The sequence below is a fragment of the Paenibacillus sp. J22FR5 genome (genome assembly GCF_059691975.1).
On record NZ_JCAUAN010000002.1, the window covers coordinates 320,065 to 337,937 of the forward strand.

Sequence of the window (17,873 nt, forward strand, 5' to 3'; positions counted from 1 at the left end):
CCCTATGGGAGATTTTTTTTCTGTATACATGAGACTGAGAAGATATGAACGGGACGAAGAGGAGCGGAATGAGCGAATGACGCAATTGGTAGCTAGAAGCATCGCGGTCATGCCGGATGCGCTAAAGAACATGCAGCAGGTCCTTAGGCGTGCAAGCGATGAAGATAACGCCGCTAAAATGGGGCAATTGATTGAAAAAATCGATAGTGGTCGGATGAATATTGCCTTCTGTGGGCATTTCTCTGCAGGAAAATCAACGCTTATTAATCAACTTTGCGGGCATGCTTTGTTGCCATCGAGTCCGATTCCTACAAGTGCTAATATTGTGAGCATTCGTAATGGGAGTCCTGCTGCGCATGTTACCCATCGTACGCATGAGGGGAAACGCAACGAACCAGGGAAGACGACAACCATTCCTTTGTCTGAACTAGAAGCGTATTGTGTGAATGGGACGGATATTGAAACGGTGGAAATTACGTATGCCATTCCTTTTCTAGGTGAGGATACAGCCTTATTAGATACGCCAGGTATTGATTCTACAGATGATGCGCATCATCAATCTACAGAGTCGGCTTTGCATCTAGCCGATGTAGTCTTCTATGTGATGGACTATAATCATGTCCAGTCCGAAGTGAATCTGGCATTTACGAAGAAAATGAAGGAATGGGGAAAACCGCTTTATCTGATAGTAAATATGATTGATAAACACAAGGAATGGGAGCTTCCATTCGCGCAATATCAACATGGAACGAAACAAGCTTTCTTAAATTGGGGCATTGAGCCCGATGATTTGCTGTACGTGACGATGAAGGAGCCATCACATCCGCATAATGAGTATGCGAAGCTGCAATGGTTACTGAGTCGCCTTATTGAGCGCGGTGATACCTTGCGCAGCTATAGTATTGATGCTTCTGTACGCTATTTGGCCGTAGAGCATGGCAAATGGCTGGCGGAGCAGCATGAGTCGCAGAAAGCGGAGCTACTGGAGTCAATTAGCCAAGAAGGCGATGTGGAGGAAGTTCAAAGTCTGGCTGCTGCCAAGCAAGATGAGCTTACGGCTTTGAAGAACTTGCCGGAAACGTTGACAACAGTCCTTCGCAAGGAAGTTGGCTCCATCATTGAAAATGCCAACATTACTCCCTCGTTAACCCGTGACTATGCACATGCCTATTTGGAGAGCCGTAAGCCTGGATTTAAGGTCGGATTTTTCTCGCGAGCGGCACAAACCGCTGCGGAGCAAGAGAAACGACTAACAGCGTTTCAGGCGGATTTGGCAGAGCAAGTGGAAGCACAGCTGGACTGGCATTTGCGTGATGCGTTGAAAAAAGCAGCGAATGAGCAAGGGCAGCATGATGCTGCGCTGATCTCGCAAATTGAAGCGCTGAAGGTTGAATTGACTAGCGCTTTGATCGCATCCCAGGTAAATCCGGGTGCGACTTTTGGCGGCGAGTATACACTGAACTACATGAAGCAGCTTGCTGGCGAGCTTAAACTGCAGTACCGCAAACAGGCGTTTGCGGTGATCGATATTATCGCGGCTGCGGTCCGCGATGGTTCGCTCCCAGCCGCCGCTGCGCTTGCGGCTGAGCTGGAAGCCCTTAGCGGCCGGCTTAGCGCCTGCCGCGAGCTCGCACGCCTCGAGGAAGCCGAGGCGGCGGCAGAGACCCAGCTGCTGGCTATGGCCAGCTGGGCAAGACCTTCTGCGCCGGCGCTGCCGGATGCGCAGCAGTACACGGCTATGGAGGAGCCGGCAGCAGCCCCGTTAAGCGGGGCTAACCTGCACGTGACCTCCATGGGCACGATCCTGCAGGCCGCCGCATCATCAGTGTCGGCGGCTGCGGGCACTGATAACGCTGCCCCTGTGGAGGCAGCTGCTGTCTCACAGTCTACCGCGTTCACCACAGGTGAACACGGGCGGCGCATGGAACGCAAGGCCGCCGACTTGCAGGCGGCCTCCAGCCTCATCGACGGACTGCCGTCGATGAGGTCGCTCGCGCGCTCCATGCGCGAGAAAGCGGAACGTCTGCGCGAGCGGACGTTCACGATTGCGCTGTTCGGCGCGTTCAGCGCCGGCAAGTCGTCGTTCGCCAATGCGTTGATTGGCGAACGGGTGTTGCCGGTGTCGCCGAACCCGACGACGGCGGCAATCAACAAGATCATGCCGCCGCAGGAAGGTTGGCCGCATGGCACAGCCAAGGTCAAGATGAAGAAGACAGACGCCGTTCTGGAGGATGTCCTCTATTCCTTGAGCATCTTAGGTGTTGAGGCGACTGATATGACTTCCGCCCTGAAGCGGATTGGTCAGCTTTCACCTGCTGACGTCACAGCCAAAGGAAAGCCGCATTTCTCATTCCTGAAAGCCGTAGAAAAAGGCTGGGATGCAGCTTCAGGCCATTTGGGCACAGAGCTGAAAATTTCCAAAGATGAGTTCTCAGGCTACGTGGCTGAGGAACATAAGTCATGCTTCGTTGAATTTATTGAATTATATTATTCGAATCCATTGACGGATCAAGGCATCATCTTTGTTGATACACCAGGGGCAGATTCGATTAATGCCCGTCATACAGGTGTCGCTTTTAACTATATTAAAAATGCAGATGCCATCCTTTTCGTCACGTATTATAATCATGCCTTTTCACAAGCCGATCGTGAATTTCTACTGCAGCTTGGACGAGTCAAAGATAGTTTTGAAATGGATAAAATGTTTTTCATCGTGAATGCAGCTGATCTGGCAGCAAGCACAGAAGAACTGGCTGGCGTGGTCCAGCATGTGGAAACGAATTTAGTACAGCATGGTATTCGCCATCCACGGATCTATCCGATTTCCAGTTATTTGGCTGCGGAAGGCAAAATAAACGGGAATGAAAGCCTAGTCGAACAATCAGGCATACAGCCATTTGAACAACAATTTGTCCAGTTTACCTTGAATGAACTCAGCGATGTGGCGATTCATTCTGCTAACTTGGAGTTACAACGGGCGATCACCACCATGCAGAAATGGTTGGAGCGGGCGCAATCGGGTGAGGAAGAGCGCAGGCTGCAGTTGATTATGCTAGATGAATCGGAGCAACAGGGATTAGACCTGCTTGAAGACACACTATATGATGCCGAGCTCAAGGAATTGAAAAAAGAAATTCAAGAGCTGATGTACTATGTCAAACAACGCACGATGTATCGGTTTGGCGAGCTTTATAATTTTGCATTCAATCCTTCGACGTTCCGAGATGAAGCGAAAGATCCGAAAGCAGCACTTCAATTCGCATGGAATGAGCTGTTACGGATGATTGGGCATGATTTATCCCAAGAAGTTCTTGCAACAACGCTCCGCGTAGAGAATCGGATGAATCTGATAAGTTCGAAACGGATGAATCGCTGGGGTGAGGAGCTGAGCTTGCTTTTAGAGGGCTTTGAGCGTGCTTCCTATGAGGTAGGCACGTTTGTGACGCCAGAGGTGACGACGAAGCTAGAAGCATCAGATGTGAGCTTGAAGCTCCTGCAAGGGTATTTCAAGAATGCAAAGCAATTTTTCGAAGGCGATGGCAAAAGTAAGCTGAGAGCCGATTTGGAAAATCGGATCAATGCGCCGGTTGTCGCGTTTATTGAGGAGCAAACGTCTGAGCTTGAAAATGCGTATGGCATCCAATTAGAAAATTGGTTAATTGCTCAGAAATCGCTCATGGAGCAACAGGTCAAAGAGCACGCAGAAGGGCTTCGCGATGCACTCCAAATGAAGATTGATTTGGATGAACTCATATCCAAACAGCATCAATTGAAGGCATTTGTTTAGTCAGTAATCAAAAGGGCGGCAAAGTTCGAAGGAACTTGGTTAGCCCTTTTTTTGCAATGCTCATGTAAGGGCTTTCATTGGCGGTTATCCTGATGATTTAAAAGAATAGGGGGGATTACTACACGTTTTTGTGAATTTATGCCAATTTAAGCGTTTAAATCCGAGTATCCTCGAATTGCTCACATATAGTGATGGTGTTAAGATTCATAAAGTGTTCACACTTTCAAAGCGTTTCAAATCTATCCTTTTAAGGAGGGCCCAAAGTGGATGTATTCAGGCAACTGAAGCCATATTTTTGGCCAGAGAAAAAACTGTTTTTTGGAGCCATTGCATGTCTTGCAATCGCTACCGCGCTCGGCTTGGTGTATCCGAATTTACTTCGGTATTTGATTGACGAAGTCATCACCAAGAAGCAATTTGACCTTGTGCCGCGATTGGCACTCATCGTAGTTGTTGTCGTTTCTATGAAAGGGATGTTCCAGTTTCTACATGGATTGTGTGGGGGACGCTTAGGAAACCGTGTTGCTTTCCATTTACGGAATGCGCTTTATAACAAACTGCAATACTTGTCGTTCCAATACTACGATCAAGCAAGAACAGGAGACTTGATGTCCAGGTTGACGGCCGATTTGGAAGGTATTCGCCAATTTATTGGCTTCGGCTTTGCTCAACTGCTGAATGTCATTTTAATGCTCGTTTTTGGAATGGCCATGATGTTCTCAATCAATTGGAAATTGGCTTTACTTACGATGGTTACGATGCCATTCTTGGCATTTACAGCAGTTCGCTTTGAAGGTAAAATTCATCCTGCATTCCGGATGGTACGCCAATCCTTAAGTACGATGACAACAGCTGTTCAAGAAAATATCACAGGTGTTCGGACCGTCAAATCATTTGCTCGTGAACCCCATGAGGTTTCCAAGTTTGCAGCACGCAATGAAGATTACAAGTCTATGAATATTGGATCTTCTGGGATTTGGGCGAAGTATTTTCCGATTATGGAAATTCTAGCGAACTTGAGCGTAGTGATTTTGCTTGGGGTTGGCGGTTACATGGTCATCAATGGTACGATTTCATTGGGTGAATTGGTAGCTTGCTTTAGTCTCATTTGGTACATAATCGGTCCTATGTGGGGCTTAGGCTTTCACATTAACAACTTTACACAAACGAAAGCTTCTGGGGAAAAAATTCTAGATGTTCTTCATAACTACATGCATGTCAAAGATGGAGAAAACGCGGCAGCCCTAACGAAGGTTGATGGGCATGTTCGATTTGAAAACGTGACTTTCGCTTATCCAGAGAAACAACCGGCTTTATACGATTTTACTTTGGATGCGCCTCCAGGCTCTGTTATTGGACTCTTGGGAAGCACAGGTTCAGGCAAAACGACCGTAATTTCACTTCTGATGAGAGCCTACAACGTGAAGGAAGGCAAGGTCATGCTGGATGGCAAGGACATTCGATCCTTAAAGCTTGAAAGCTATCGCAGTCAAATTTCAACCGTTTTCCAAGAGACGTTCTTATTTTCATCCACAATTCGCAATAACATCGCATATGGTCGTAAAGATGTAACGATGGACGAGATTATCCGAGCAGCCAAATTAGCCAAAGCACATGACTTCATTTCCGAGCTGCCAGAAGGCTATGATACCGTCGTTGGTGAACGCGGACTTGGTCTTTCAGGTGGTCAGAAGCAACGGATAGCAATCGCTAGAGCGTTGATCAAGGATCCGAAAATTCTTGTTCTCGATGACGCGACGAGTGCCGTGGATATGGAAACCGAGCATGAGATTCAAGCTGGTTTTGGAGAAGTTATGGCAGGTCGCACGACGTTCATCATCGCACATCGCATTTCTTCGTTGAAACATGCAGATGAAATCATTGTGCTCGATAAAGGGCGGATTATCCAAAGAGGGACGCATCAGGAGCTTCTACAGCAAGAAGGATTGTATCGTCAAACGTATGACATTCAGTATGCAGACGGGCCGCAAAACCGAACTGCGCAGCATCAAGCAGCCGTTGCCCGTGAAGAGGGAGCCTCTTTAGATTCAGTAGATTCCGATGTAAATCCAATAATCGATTCCTCTAAGCCAGAAAGAAGGTTGGCACATTGAGTACTCAATCGAAGCAAGCTGAGGCAGGTTCACCCAATCCAGATTCTCAAACGGGACATCGATTCGTTTATCAGGATGATGAGCTGATCGAAAAACCTTTTGACTGGGGCCAATTAAAACGCTTGTTCAGCTATATGAAGCCGTATCGCAAACAAATGCTGCCGATTATCATTGTCATGATGCTTGTAGGCGCAATTACGAAGTTAACGGTTCCCTTACTTATACGTGAAGCCATTGACCATGCCATTATGCCTAAAGATAAGAACCTGCTTTTACTAATTGTCGGCATCATGCTCGGCGTATATTTGATTCAATGGCTTGCCAATACATTCCGTATCAAATATACGAATATGATTGGGCAGCGAGTCATTTATGATTTGCGACATGACCTGTTTAGTCATATTCAAAAGCTCTCATTTCGATTCTTCGATACAAGACCTGCGGGGTCCGTGCTTGTTCGTGTTACGAACTATGTCAACTCGCTGCAAGATTTGTTTACGAACGGCGTCGTCATCTTATTGATTGATGTTGTACAGCTTGTCGGTATTATCATTATTTTGTTATCGTTTAACTTTAAATTAGGTGCTGCAATCATTGTTACGGTGCCGATTATGTTTATGATTTCAACGAAACTTCGCACCAAAATTCGCCGCGCTTGGCAGGATGTGACGATGAAGCAGTCACGATTGAATGCCCATCTGAATGAGTGTATTCAAGGGATTCGAGTCACACAAGCCTATACTCAAGAGAAAGAGAACATTCAGTTTTTCACGAAAATGAATATGACCAATCGCTTGTCGTGGAACCGTGCTTCCATGTTAAATCAGTCGTTTGGTCCTCTTATCGAGATTACGGGTGCGATTGGTTACTGTATTCTGTTCTGGTTAGGTGCTCATTTGATTCAAACAGAGGAAATTTCCGTTGGTTTACTGGTGGCCTTCGCGACATACATCGGATATTTCTGGGAGCCAATCACGCGATTAGGGCAAATGTATTCACAGCTTTTGATTGCGATGGCTTCGGCTGAGCGGATCTTTGAGTTTATTGATGAGAAGCCGACTGTGGCTGAAATCGAGGGTGCGAAGGATTTACCTCATGTGCAAGGTAATGTGAAGTTCAAGGACCTCGTTTTCGAGTATGAGCCAGGACGTCCAGCATTGAATGGCATTAATTTGGATGTAACGGCAGGCCAATCGATTGCCTTAGTCGGTCATACCGGATCAGGGAAAAGTACGATCATGAATCTACTATGCCGATTCTATGACCCGAATCAGGGCCGGATTGAGATTGACGGGCAGAACATCAGCGAAGTTACGCTTCAAAGTTTGCGTTCACAAATCGGTGTCGTGCTGCAAGATACGTTTATTTTCTCGGGTACGATTCGAGACAATATTCGCTTCGGACGCTTGGATGCAACGGATGATGAGATTGAGCAAGTGGCGAAAGCGGTTCATGCCCATGACTTCATCGCTACGCTGCCGAATGGCTACGATACTGAGGTTCAAGAGCGCGGGAATGTGCTCTCAATGGGGCAACGCCAATTGATCTCTTTTGCTAGAGCGCTGCTTGCGAATCCGCGTGTGCTCATTCTGGATGAAGCGACAGCCAGTATTGACACGGATACGGAGCTGAAAATCCAAGAGGCGCTCAAGACGCTACTAGCGGGTCGTACGTCTTTTATTGTGGCGCATCGCCTATCCACGATTCGAAATGCTGACAAAATCGTCGTGTTGGATCACGGACGTATGATGGAAATCGGTAATCATGACGAGCTCATGAAGGAACAAAAGATCTACTATGGCTTGATCCAAGCCCAGTATAAATTTTTGCAGGATGCTGTGTAGGCATTGGGAAACTAAGCTGCTTAACCGCCGTAAGGTGGTTGGGCAGCTTTTTATTTTTTAGGGGGTTGTGAAGGGAAGTTCAAATTAGACATTGCAGAGTACTAGTCTTATCCCACCAATCTCGCCTATTCTCCACAATGTTTGCAAAATTTGGCGAGAAGCTATACTCTTAAAATGAAAATATGCCAAAGATTCGCAGGAGGGGACAGGTTTTGAAAACATCTCGCTTCATCTGGGGTGCCATTGGTTTAACTGCGTCAATATCTACGATTGTTTTCGCTGTTGGCTTTGCTTACGCGGCGAATCAAATATGGTTTCCCAAAGCTTCTGGAGACTTACAACTGGCTACTCCAGCACCGACGAAACCATCGATAATCGAGAGCAGCTCTAAGCTCCAAATCGTAGCACTTGGAGATTCACTGACAGCTGGAACTGGCGATAACACGGGCAAAGGCTACGTTGGACGTGTTCGTGAAAAACTGGAAAAAGAAAGCGGTAAGCCCGTTTTTGTACTTAATAATCTAGCTATTCCCGGCTACAAAAGTGACCAACTTCTAGCCGATTTAGCGCTGAAAAAAACGCAGGATGCACTGGCTCAGGCGGATATTATTTTGCTTACGATCGGTGGAAATGATATTTTTGCAGGAGGGGAAGGGCTGTTTAAAGGAGAGAACCAAACGGAATTCAATCCAGAAGCAGCAGAAAAGCGGGTAGACCCTGCATTGTCGAAAATGGAAAAGATTATCTCCGCCATCAATAAAGCCAACCCGAAAGCAACGTTATTATATATCGGTTTATATCACCCTTTTCTTGATCTTGACCCGTCCAGAGAGGGTTCATTAACCGTACAACGCTGGAATAACGGCGTATTTAAGCTCACAAATCAATATCCACAGATGCTCATCGTCCCGACATACGACCTTTTTGAACAAAATTTGATCAAATATTTATCTTCTGCTGATCATTTTCATCCTAATGGCGATGGATATGAGCGTATTGCAGATCGGATTGTCCAAATTTTAAAATAAGGAGGGTATGGGATGGCTATAGCTACGCCTAAGATCGTTTTATCTGTCAATAATCTTAAAAAAAGCATTAAAAACAAAGAGATTATCAAGGGCATTTCCTTTGATGTGTATGCTGGTGAAATTTTTGGCTTCTTAGGCCCCAATGGTTCAGGCAAAACGACGACGATTCGTATGCTCGTGGATTTGATCCGCCCAACGGAAGGGACGATCCACATTTGCGGGTTTGAAGTACATAAAGAACATGACGAAGCGATGAGCAAAGTCGGCTGTATCGTTGAAAATCCTGAGCTGTATGCCTATCTGACAGGCTGGGAAAATCTCGAGCATTTTGCCCGTATGCTGCCTGATGTGGACGAGCAAAGGATCCAAGAAGTTGTCGAAATCGTTTCCATGGACGGGCGGATTCATGATAAAGTACGCACCTATTCGCTAGGCATGCGCCAACGGTTAGGGATTGCACAAGCCCTGCTTGGGCGGCCAAGTCTGCTTATTTTGGACGAGCCTACGAACGGACTGGATCCACAAGGCATCAAAGAAATGAGAGAGTTTATTCAACGATTAGCAGCAGATGGTCTTAGTTTGTTCGTCTCCAGCCATTTACTAAGTGAACTTCAGCAAATGTGTCATCGTGTAGCCATTATTAGTCATGGCCAAGTGATCCAAGTGGGTGCTGTAGATGAATTGATTGCTCAAGGCGGCAAAGTGGTATGGACGGTTTCTCCAGGTGAAGCAGCAGTGGCTCTGCTCCAAGCGTCACAATTCGTGAGTAATGCGCTTGAAATCGAATTGGAAGATCAGCCTGGCTTGCCATCGAACGTCAAACAGATATCGACGCAAATGGATAAAGATAACATTCCGAAGCTTAGTCAGCTCCTCATTGAAAAAGGAATTAGCCTTTATGCTGTAGAAATCAAAAATCCAACACTCGAAGATTTGTTCTTGCGTCTAACTGAAGGGGAACGGATAGAGTAGGAGAAGGTGAATGAATTGACAGGTCTATACGCGCTAGTTAAAAATGAAATGATCAAAATGATTAAGAAAAAGCGTTTTTACGTCATCTTACTTATTCTTCTTGCTTTAATTCCCATGTTCACTTATGCTCAAATGCGAGTTGCTCAACATACACAGAAGCAATTTGGAACATCGGATTGGAAGGCAGATCAGCGGCAAAAAATAACTGACTGGGAAAAACGCCTCAGCTCAGCTAGAACACCAGATGAGTGGAAGCAGCAGCTTCGCGTTCAAATTCAAATAGCCAACTACTATCTTGAAAAAGATGTGAATCCAAGCTCCCCGAATGCGGTTACATTTACGCGTGAATTTGTTAAAAATGCCGTAGGTTTATTCATTCCGTTGATTATCATGGTCATTTCAGCAGATATCGTATCATCTGAGCATTCTACGGGGACTATTAAATTATTGTTGACAAGACCGGTCAGGCGTTGGAAAATCCTATTGAGTAAATTAATAACTGTCATCTTCTTTACTTCACTCACGGTATTGGCAACAGGATTGATTTGTTATGGGATTTCAGGTGTTGTTTTCGGCTATAACGGATGGAGCATGCCGGTATTTACAGGCATTCAGTTGACCGGGGCGGATGTCGATTTTAGTCGTGTACGGGCCGTGGATCAATGGTTCTTCCTCTTGATGGAGTTCGGCTTAGTATGGTTCACAGCAATCGTCGTAGCGATCATGTCGCTTATGCTTTCTGTACTAATTCGATCTACCGCAGCAGGTATGGGGGTCATGCTTGCCGTATTAATATCAGGGACCATTCTTTCGAATATGGTTTCATCATGGGAAACGGCTAAATACTTGTTTATGGTCAATTTGGACCTAACAAAGTATTTGACTGGAGGTATACCGCCCATTGAAGGTATGGATTTAGCGTTCTCGCTTAGCGTTTTAAGTGTTTGGACGTTGGCGGCGTTAATCGTATCGTTTACGGTATTTTCGCGCAAAGATATTCTAAATTAGTGATTAAAGAGATAAAGGAGGGCTCCAATGGCTGAGCAGCTAGAATTTGCGAAAGGGAATGCCCCAACACCCACAACGGATTATGAAGCGGATGATATTCAAGTTCTGGAAGGGCTTGTTGCCGTTCGTAAAAGACCAGGGATGTATATCGGCAGCACCAGCTCATCAGGTCTTCATCATCTGATCTGGGAAATCGTAGATAATGCAGTCGATGAGCACCTGGCGAAGCATTGTTCCAAAATTAATGTCACGATACATAAAGATCAATCGGTTACTGTCCAGGATAATGGCCGCGGTATTCCTACAGGTATGCATAAGACTGGTGTTCCTACGCCACAAGTTGTCTTTACGATCCTCCATGCCGGAGGTAAATTCGGTGGTTCAGGTTATAAAAAATCGGGTGGTTTGCACGGTGTTGGTGCTTCTGTAACTAACGCCCTTTCAGAGTGGTTAGAAGTTGAGATTAACCGCGATGGCAAAGTACATAAAATGCGTTTTGAATATTGGATCGATGATAAAGGCATTGAGCATGTCGGTGAGCCGGTCACAGGGCTTGAGATTATCGGGAATACCAACCGCACAGGAACCAAAGTAACATTTAAGCCTGATAAACGAGTCTTCCAAGGCGGTACAACGATCAATTACGATACGCTGGCTGAACGCTTGCAAGAAATTGCTTTCCTCAATTCAGGTCTTCAAGTTAACCTAAAAGATGAGCGTACGGATAAAGTCGATTCGTTCCAGTACGAAGGTGGAGCAAGCCAGTTTGTTGCTTTCCTGAATGAAGAGAAAACTGTGCTGCATCCTGTCATTCATTTTGCCTCCGAGAAGGATGAAATTGAAGTTGAAGTGGCGTTGCAATACAATGATGGCTATACAGAGACGATTGCTTCCTTCGTAAACTCGATTCCTACCCGCGGCGGGGGAACGCATGAAACAGGTTTCAAAACAGCTTATACGCGTGTGATGAATGAATATGCCCGTAAAGGGGGCATTCTCAAGGAAAAGGATAAAAACCTCGACGGTACGGATCTCCGAGAAGGTATGATGGTTGTTATCAACATCAAGATGGGCGATGTCGAATTCGTCGGCCAAACCAAGGACCAATTGGGAAGTGCTATTGCACGTAGTGCTGTGGACGCTGTTGTGTCCGATAAAATGACGGTTTTCCTTGAAGAAAATCCGCAAATCGCGCAAATGATGCTGAAAAAGGCTGTACAAGCATCAAGAGCAAGAGAAGCAGCTCGTAAAGCTCGTGAAGAGATCCGCAGCGGCAAGAAAGGGAAGAGCGAGAGCTCGAACCTGAATGGCAAATTAACACCTGCACAATCCAAGGATTTGCAACGGAATGAGCTTTTCATCGTGGAAGGTGATTCCGCTGGAGGGTCAGCGAAGCAAGGTCGTGATTCGAAGCATCAAGCGATTTTACCGCTCAAAGGCAAGCCGATGAATCCTGAGAAAGCCAAGCTGTTGGATATTTTGAAAAATGAAGAGTATAAAGCCATCATCGCTGCCATTGGTGCAGGCGTGGGCTCTGAGTTCGAAGCTGAAGAGACGAATTACGGCAAGATTATTCTGATGACGGATGCCGATACGGACGGGGCGCATATCCAGGTCCTTCTGTTAACCTTCTTCTACCGCTACATGAAGCCTTTGATTGACGCCGGCAAAGTGTATATTGCACAGCCTCCGCTGTATAAAGTGACGAGAAAAGGTAAAAATGGTGGTCATAAATACGCTTGGACGGATGATCAGCTGCAAGTTGTGGTTAAAGAACTCGGCAAAAATACCGAGCTCCAGCGATATAAAGGATTAGGCGAGATGAATCCAGATCAGCTGTGGGAGACGACCATGAATCCAGAAAGTCGAACGCTGCTTCAAGTACAGATTGAAGATGCTGCCAAAGCAGAACGACGAGTGACAACATTGATGGGTGACAAGGTAGATCCTCGCAAGCGATGGATTATCGAGAACGTTGATTTTACCGAATATGTTGAGTAGATAAAATAAACGACATCACCGTCCTCTTAGGACGGTTACGTTTATCCAAAAATATAGCCGAAATATGTTGTGAAACATATTAATCTGATATTTCCAAAAAGAGTGGTGACGAGAAGTTGAGCATTTTAGAAGAATTTTTACCCGCCTTTCTGGAAGAGATCGTTGGTGATCGCTTCGGTCGGTATTCCAAATATATTATTCAGGATCGCGCGATCCCCGATGTGAGGGACGGTTTGAAACCAGTCCAACGTCGTGTGCTGTACGCGATGTACGACTCAGGCAACACACCGGATAAGCCTTATCGGAAATCCGCGAAAACCGTTGGGGATGTTATGGGTAATTATCATCCTCACGGTGACGCGTCTATTTATGACGGGATGGTCCGTATGGCGCAGCCGTGGAAAATGGGGCATACCCTTGTAGATGGTCATGGGAACTGGGGCTCGTTAGACGATGATCCACCGGCAGCTATGCGTTACACAGAAGCACGCTTATCTGAAATTGCCATGGAATTGCTCCGCGATATTGAGAAGCGCACGGTTATGTTCAAAGATAACTTTGATAATTCAACCAAAGAACCGGTTGTTTTGCCTGCGCGTTATCCGAATTTGCTCGTTAACGGCGTTAGCGGGATCTCTGCGGGCTTCGCTACGGAAATTCCGCCTCATAATTTACGTGAAATTATTGACGCTTGTACAGCGATGATCGATAAACCAGAAATAACTGTCGACGAATTAATGGCGATTGTGAAAGGACCGGATTTCCCTACTTCAGGCATCATCATGGGCGAAGAGGGGATTCGTGACGCTTACCGGACTGGCAAAGGACGTATTTACATCCGTTCCAAGACCGCAATCGAAGAGATGCGCGGTGGAAGACAGCAAATAGTTATTACGGAAATTCCTTATCAAGTCGTGAAATCTCGCTTAGTGACAGCGATGGAAAACATCCGTCTGGAGAAAAAAATCGAGGGTATCGCTGAAGTACGCGATGAAAGCGGACGGAATGGGCTGCGTATCGTGATCGAGCTCAAGAAGGAAGCGGATGCACAAGGGATTTTAGCTTATTTGCTGAAGAAAACGGATTTGCAAGTCACGTATAACTTCAACATGGTTGCGATTGTGAATAAAGCGCCTCGTCAGCTCGGTATTCGCGAGATTCTGGAAGCTTATATTGAACATCAGAAAGAGGTTGTGACGTTCCGTTCGCAGTATGAGCTGGAGAAAGCCGAAGATCGTGCACATGTCCTCGAAGGGCTCGTCAAAGCGCTGAATATTTTAGATGAAGTCATTGCCACGATTAAAGCATCGAAAAACCGTCAGGACGCACAAAATAATCTCGTAGAGAAGTTTCATTTTTCGGAACGACAAGCTGATGCCATTCTCGTCCTGCAATTATACCGTTTAACGAATTTGGAAATTACAACGCTGGAGAAGGAATTAAAAGATGTTGAGAAAACAATTGCGTATTTACGCGGGATTCTCGGCAGCTTGAAGAAGCTCTTAGGCGTCATTAAAGATGAGATGGGCGAAATCCGTAAGAAATACGGGATCGACCGCCGTTCAGAGATTCAAGGTGAAGTTGAAGAACTGAAAGTTAATCTTGAAGTGCTTGTGAACGCAGAAGATGTGCTCGTCACGTTATCCAACGAAGGATACTTGAAACGGACAAGCAAGCTTTCCTACACGCGTTCCGGCGGGGAGCTTGACAATACAGGCATGAAGGAAGGCGATTACCTTCGCTTCTTGCTCGATGTCAACACGATTGAAAGCTTGCTGATCTTCACGAAGAAGGGGCAATATTACTTATTGCCTGTCCATCAAGTGCCGGAGTACAAGTGGAAAGAGAACGGTACTGCCATTGTGAATGTTATCCCCATCGCCAAGGAAGATCGCATTGTCAATGTGATTCCTGTGAAAGGCTTTGATGATCCAACGAAGTCACTCGTGTTTGTTACACGTAAAGGGCAGGTCAAACGTACGGAGCTCAAAGAGTACATGACGAACCGTTCTAATGCAATTGTCGCATGTAAGCTTGGAGAACAGGATGAAGTGCTGTATGTTCATATGAGTGACAACACGAAGGAAATTCTGCTTGTTACGAAGCATGGCATGAGTATTCGATTCCGTGAAGAGGAAGTAAACCCGATGGGCCGTGCGGCCGCGGGTGTACGCGGCATCCAGCTCAAAGAAGACGATGAAGTCGTCTCAGCCGAGTGGATTTATGGGGATGAAGGGGAAGTACTGGTCATCTCGGACCTCGGGTATGCGAAGCGATCTCTCGTTGTGGATTATCCAATTCAAGGGCGCGGCGGGAAGGGGATCATTACCTTCGAGTTCAAGGAAGGTAAGCGTGTCAGACCTAACGGTTCAGCCTTAATCCGGACATTTATTGTGAAAATGGATTACCTGATTACCGCTGTAATGAGTAATGGTGAGAAGCTGCGCTTCTCAACGGAAACAGCCCCGTTAGAAGACCGCAAAGCCCAAGGCAAGTCACTCATTCCAGTGAGTAAAACAGAATCAATCGTTGAGATTTTGCGCTTTCCTCAATCGTAACTAATCGTTGGGGGATCCAATTTTTCAATCAATAAAAAAGCTAACTCTAATAAGACCCACAGCGGCATTGGTTCGTCTAATCGATCCAGCCACTGTGGGTCTTTCAGTATGCCGGCTTCTAACGCTTTCTGGCCTAGCTCCATTTTCCAAGCTTCCATTCAAATCACTCCTTGAAAGTATGTTAATATCCTCGCAGATCAAGCTTCTATCAGATAAATGGGACTTGTTGATGGTTACGAGGGTGCATTACCACTTCGATCAGTATATGTTCGGAATGGGCGAGATGTTAAAAGAAGTCGATTTGCTTGGCAATCCACACAGGAGATGACAAACTTTGAGAGGGCTCGACAAGAGCTATCAGCAATCCACAGCATGTCCATCTAACTTGCAATTTTTGTAAGAAAATATTAATGGCATTAATCTTTAAACTAGGGAATGGGCGTGCTATACTTGCAGTAAATAGGTGAAAATGGAAGCGAGTTGATGAGGATGTATTCCGATGAATTCGGAAAGCTATGGCTAAAATTATCGAAGGAATTGAAAAATCAGATGGAGGTAGGCTTAGCCCCTACGATAACGGAAGGACAGTTGAATGTGCTTGAACTGCTCCAGGTCCATGAACGTATGAAGCCTTCAGATTTAATCGAATATTTATCCACGACACCTGCGGCCGTAACAACCTTATTAGACCGGATGGAAAAAGCGGAGTTGATCACACGTGTGCGAGATGAGAAGGATCGCCGAATCGTCTGGATCCACGTTACGGACAAAGGAAAAGCGGAATACGAGAGAGGTCGTGGAATCCGTGAAGAACTGTTGGATTCGTACCTGAATCGCGTTTCCGCTCATAATCAGAAATTGCTTATTTATTTATTGGGCAAGGTTGCGAATTAAAAGGCTTCATCTCTCAAAGCTCGGGGATGGTAAATTCGTTCCATGGCCGCGTAAGCGGCGGCATCGATCGGAAGTGCATCGCCTCTTTGAGTACAGGATGCTCAAAGGCAAGTGCCGTCGCCCACAGCGCGAGCTGTTGGCCAGGTTTGTTCACAGCGCTGCCATAGCGCTGGTCCCCGTACAGTGTGCAGCCAATGGCAGCCAGCTGCACGCGGATCTGATGCGGCCGCCCGGTGTGCAGCTTGATCTGGATCAAGCTGAGACCGTCTTGGCTGCCGAGCAGCTTGTAGTCCAGCACCGCCTCTTTGGCGTCTGGCTGGCCTGCCTTGACCACGCTGACGGTATTCGTCCGCGTATCCTTCCACAGCCAGTGGCGCAGCGTAGCGGCCGACTGTAAAGGTTTGCCGTGCACGACAGCGACGTACGTCTTGTCGAGCAGCCTTGTTCTTACCGCGTCCGAGAGTCGGGATGCGGCTTTTGACGTTTTGGCGAAGACCATGACGCCGCCAACGGGACGATCTAAGCGATGGACAAGCCCTAGGTAGACATTACCGGGCTTGTTATAACGCTCCTTAAGATCGGCCTTCAAGGCGTTGAGCAAGTCGAGATCACGTGACTCATCTTCTTGTGTCGGCATGTTGACAGGCTTCTCAACCACGAGAATGTGGTTGTCTTCGAAGAGAATCGGTATTTGAGATGCTCCGTAATCATCCTTGAATCCTGCCACCGCTTACGCCTCCCAGCGTCCCAGAATACCGCAAGGGAGCATGAGACCGGAATGCGTGATCGGAAGGCCGATTTCACCACTGGAGATCGTGCCGCCATGCTTGGCTTTCATCGCCATCGTCAAAATGTTCTGAAGCACGGTAGCCGAGATTCCGGTTGTATAGGAATTGATCAACAGGAACAACGGGTTGTCCGTCAAAATGGATTGGCAAGTCTGAATGAAAGGGAAGAGGTCATCCTCCAATTTCCACGTTTCACCGTTTGGTCCACGTCCGTAGGACGGTGGATCCATAATAATCGCATCGTACTTGCTGCCGCGGCGTTGTTCTCTTTGAACGAATTTGAAAACATCATCTGTAATGAATCGAACAGGTCTGGAACCCATGCCACTCAAGTGCAGATTCTCCTTCGCCCATTGAACAACCCCTTTAGAAGCATCCACGTGGCACACTTCAGCGCCCGCATGTGCACACGCTAGTGTAGCACCGCCAGTGTAAGCGAAAAGATTAAGAACCTTAATCGGGCGGCCAGCTCCCTTAATCTTGTCCATCATCCATTTCCAGTTTACCGCTTGTTCAGGGAACAGACCGGTATGCTTGAAACTGGTTGGCTTGATATAGAACGTCAGCTTCTGATCATACGTGATCGTCCAACGCTCAGGGAGTTCTGCGTTTTGCTGCCATTGACCGCCACCGCTGGAGCTGCGGTGATAGTGAGCATCAGCTTGACGCCAAGCCGGTGTTTCTTTTTGTAGGGGCCAAATAATTTGTGGGTCGGGTCTGCGAAGTACAATCGTACCCCAGCGCTCTAGCTTTTCGCCGCCGCCTGTATCGAGAAGCTCATAATCGACCCAATCTTTTGCATAAAACATGCTGTAATCCATCCTTCAACTTGAAATATAAGAAAGTCTATGTTTCGCTTGACTAAACATCCATTGTACA

Annotated in this window: 12 protein-coding genes; 9 read left to right on the forward strand and 3 right to left on the reverse strand. The window is 46.6% G+C overall.

The window, feature by feature from the left end:
* Positions 1 to 28 precede the first annotated feature (28 nt).
* From AC58P7_RS04805 to gyrA, 8 genes are all read left to right on the forward strand, one after another.
* Positions 29 to 3,787, forward strand: coding sequence for a dynamin family protein (locus tag AC58P7_RS04805; RefSeq protein ID WP_497340364.1), 3,759 nt, complete (start codon positions 29 to 31; stop codon positions 3,785 to 3,787).
* A 263-nt stretch (positions 3,788 to 4,050) separates the two neighbouring features.
* Positions 4,051 to 5,901 carry an ABC transporter ATP-binding protein gene (locus tag AC58P7_RS04810; RefSeq protein ID WP_497340366.1) on the forward strand — a complete coding sequence of 617 codons (1,851 nt, stop codon included), beginning with the start codon at positions 4,051 to 4,053 and terminating at the stop codon, positions 5,899 to 5,901.
* Positions 5,898 to 7,745 carry an ABC transporter ATP-binding protein gene (locus tag AC58P7_RS04815; RefSeq protein ID WP_497340368.1) on the forward strand — a complete coding sequence of 616 codons (1,848 nt, stop codon included), beginning with the start codon at positions 5,898 to 5,900 and terminating at the stop codon, positions 7,743 to 7,745. The genes AC58P7_RS04810 and AC58P7_RS04815 overlap by 4 nt, the downstream gene beginning before the upstream one ends.
* Before the next feature lie 212 nt (positions 7,746 to 7,957).
* Positions 7,958 to 8,773 (forward strand): GDSL-type esterase/lipase family protein, encoded by an 816-nt coding sequence (locus tag AC58P7_RS04820; RefSeq protein ID WP_497340370.1) that lies wholly within the window; start codon positions 7,958 to 7,960, stop codon positions 8,771 to 8,773.
* Between the two features lie 12 nt (positions 8,774 to 8,785).
* Complete coding sequence (locus AC58P7_RS04825; RefSeq protein WP_497340372.1) at positions 8,786 to 9,745, forward strand: ABC transporter ATP-binding protein; 960 nt, start codon at positions 8,786 to 8,788, stop codon at positions 9,743 to 9,745.
* Between the two features lie 15 nt (positions 9,746 to 9,760).
* Positions 9,761 to 10,753, forward strand: coding sequence for a DUF2705 family protein (locus AC58P7_RS04830; protein WP_497340905.1), 993 nt, complete (start codon positions 9,761 to 9,763; stop codon positions 10,751 to 10,753).
* Positions 10,754 to 10,780: 27 nt separating this feature from the next.
* Positions 10,781 to 12,754, forward strand: a complete 1,974-nt coding sequence (gene parE / locus AC58P7_RS04835) for a DNA topoisomerase IV subunit B (protein WP_497340374.1) — start codon at positions 10,781 to 10,783, stop codon at positions 12,752 to 12,754.
* A 116-nt stretch (positions 12,755 to 12,870) separates the two neighbouring features.
* Positions 12,871 to 15,312, forward strand: a complete 2,442-nt coding sequence (gyrA, locus tag AC58P7_RS04840; protein ID WP_497340376.1) for a DNA gyrase subunit A — start codon at positions 12,871 to 12,873, stop codon at positions 15,310 to 15,312.
* Here gyrA and AC58P7_RS04845 read toward each other — a convergent pair.
* A complete protein-coding gene (locus AC58P7_RS04845; RefSeq protein WP_497340378.1) occupies positions 15,303 to 15,470 on the reverse strand; it encodes a hypothetical protein in 168 nt (55 codons plus the stop codon). The genes gyrA and AC58P7_RS04845 overlap by 10 nt on opposite strands.
* Before the next feature lie 331 nt (positions 15,471 to 15,801).
* On the opposite strand from AC58P7_RS04845, the gene AC58P7_RS04850 reads away from it, so the two are divergent.
* Positions 15,802 to 16,206: a MarR family winged helix-turn-helix transcriptional regulator gene (locus tag AC58P7_RS04850; RefSeq protein ID WP_497340907.1), complete on the forward strand. Its 405-nt coding sequence runs from the start codon at positions 15,802 to 15,804 to the stop codon at positions 16,204 to 16,206.
* A 13-nt stretch (positions 16,207 to 16,219) separates the two neighbouring features.
* On the opposite strand, the gene AC58P7_RS04855 is transcribed toward AC58P7_RS04850, so the two are convergent.
* Both AC58P7_RS04855 and AC58P7_RS04860 read right to left on the reverse strand, forming a co-directional pair.
* Complete coding sequence (locus tag AC58P7_RS04855) at positions 16,220 to 16,933, reverse strand: RluA family pseudouridine synthase (protein WP_497340380.1); 714 nt, start codon at positions 16,931 to 16,933, stop codon at positions 16,220 to 16,222.
* A gap of 3 nt (positions 16,934 to 16,936) precedes the next feature.
* Complete coding sequence (locus AC58P7_RS04860) at positions 16,937 to 17,803, reverse strand: class I SAM-dependent methyltransferase (RefSeq protein WP_497340381.1); 867 nt, start codon at positions 17,801 to 17,803, stop codon at positions 16,937 to 16,939.
* Between the last annotated feature and the right edge of the window lie 70 nt (positions 17,804 to 17,873).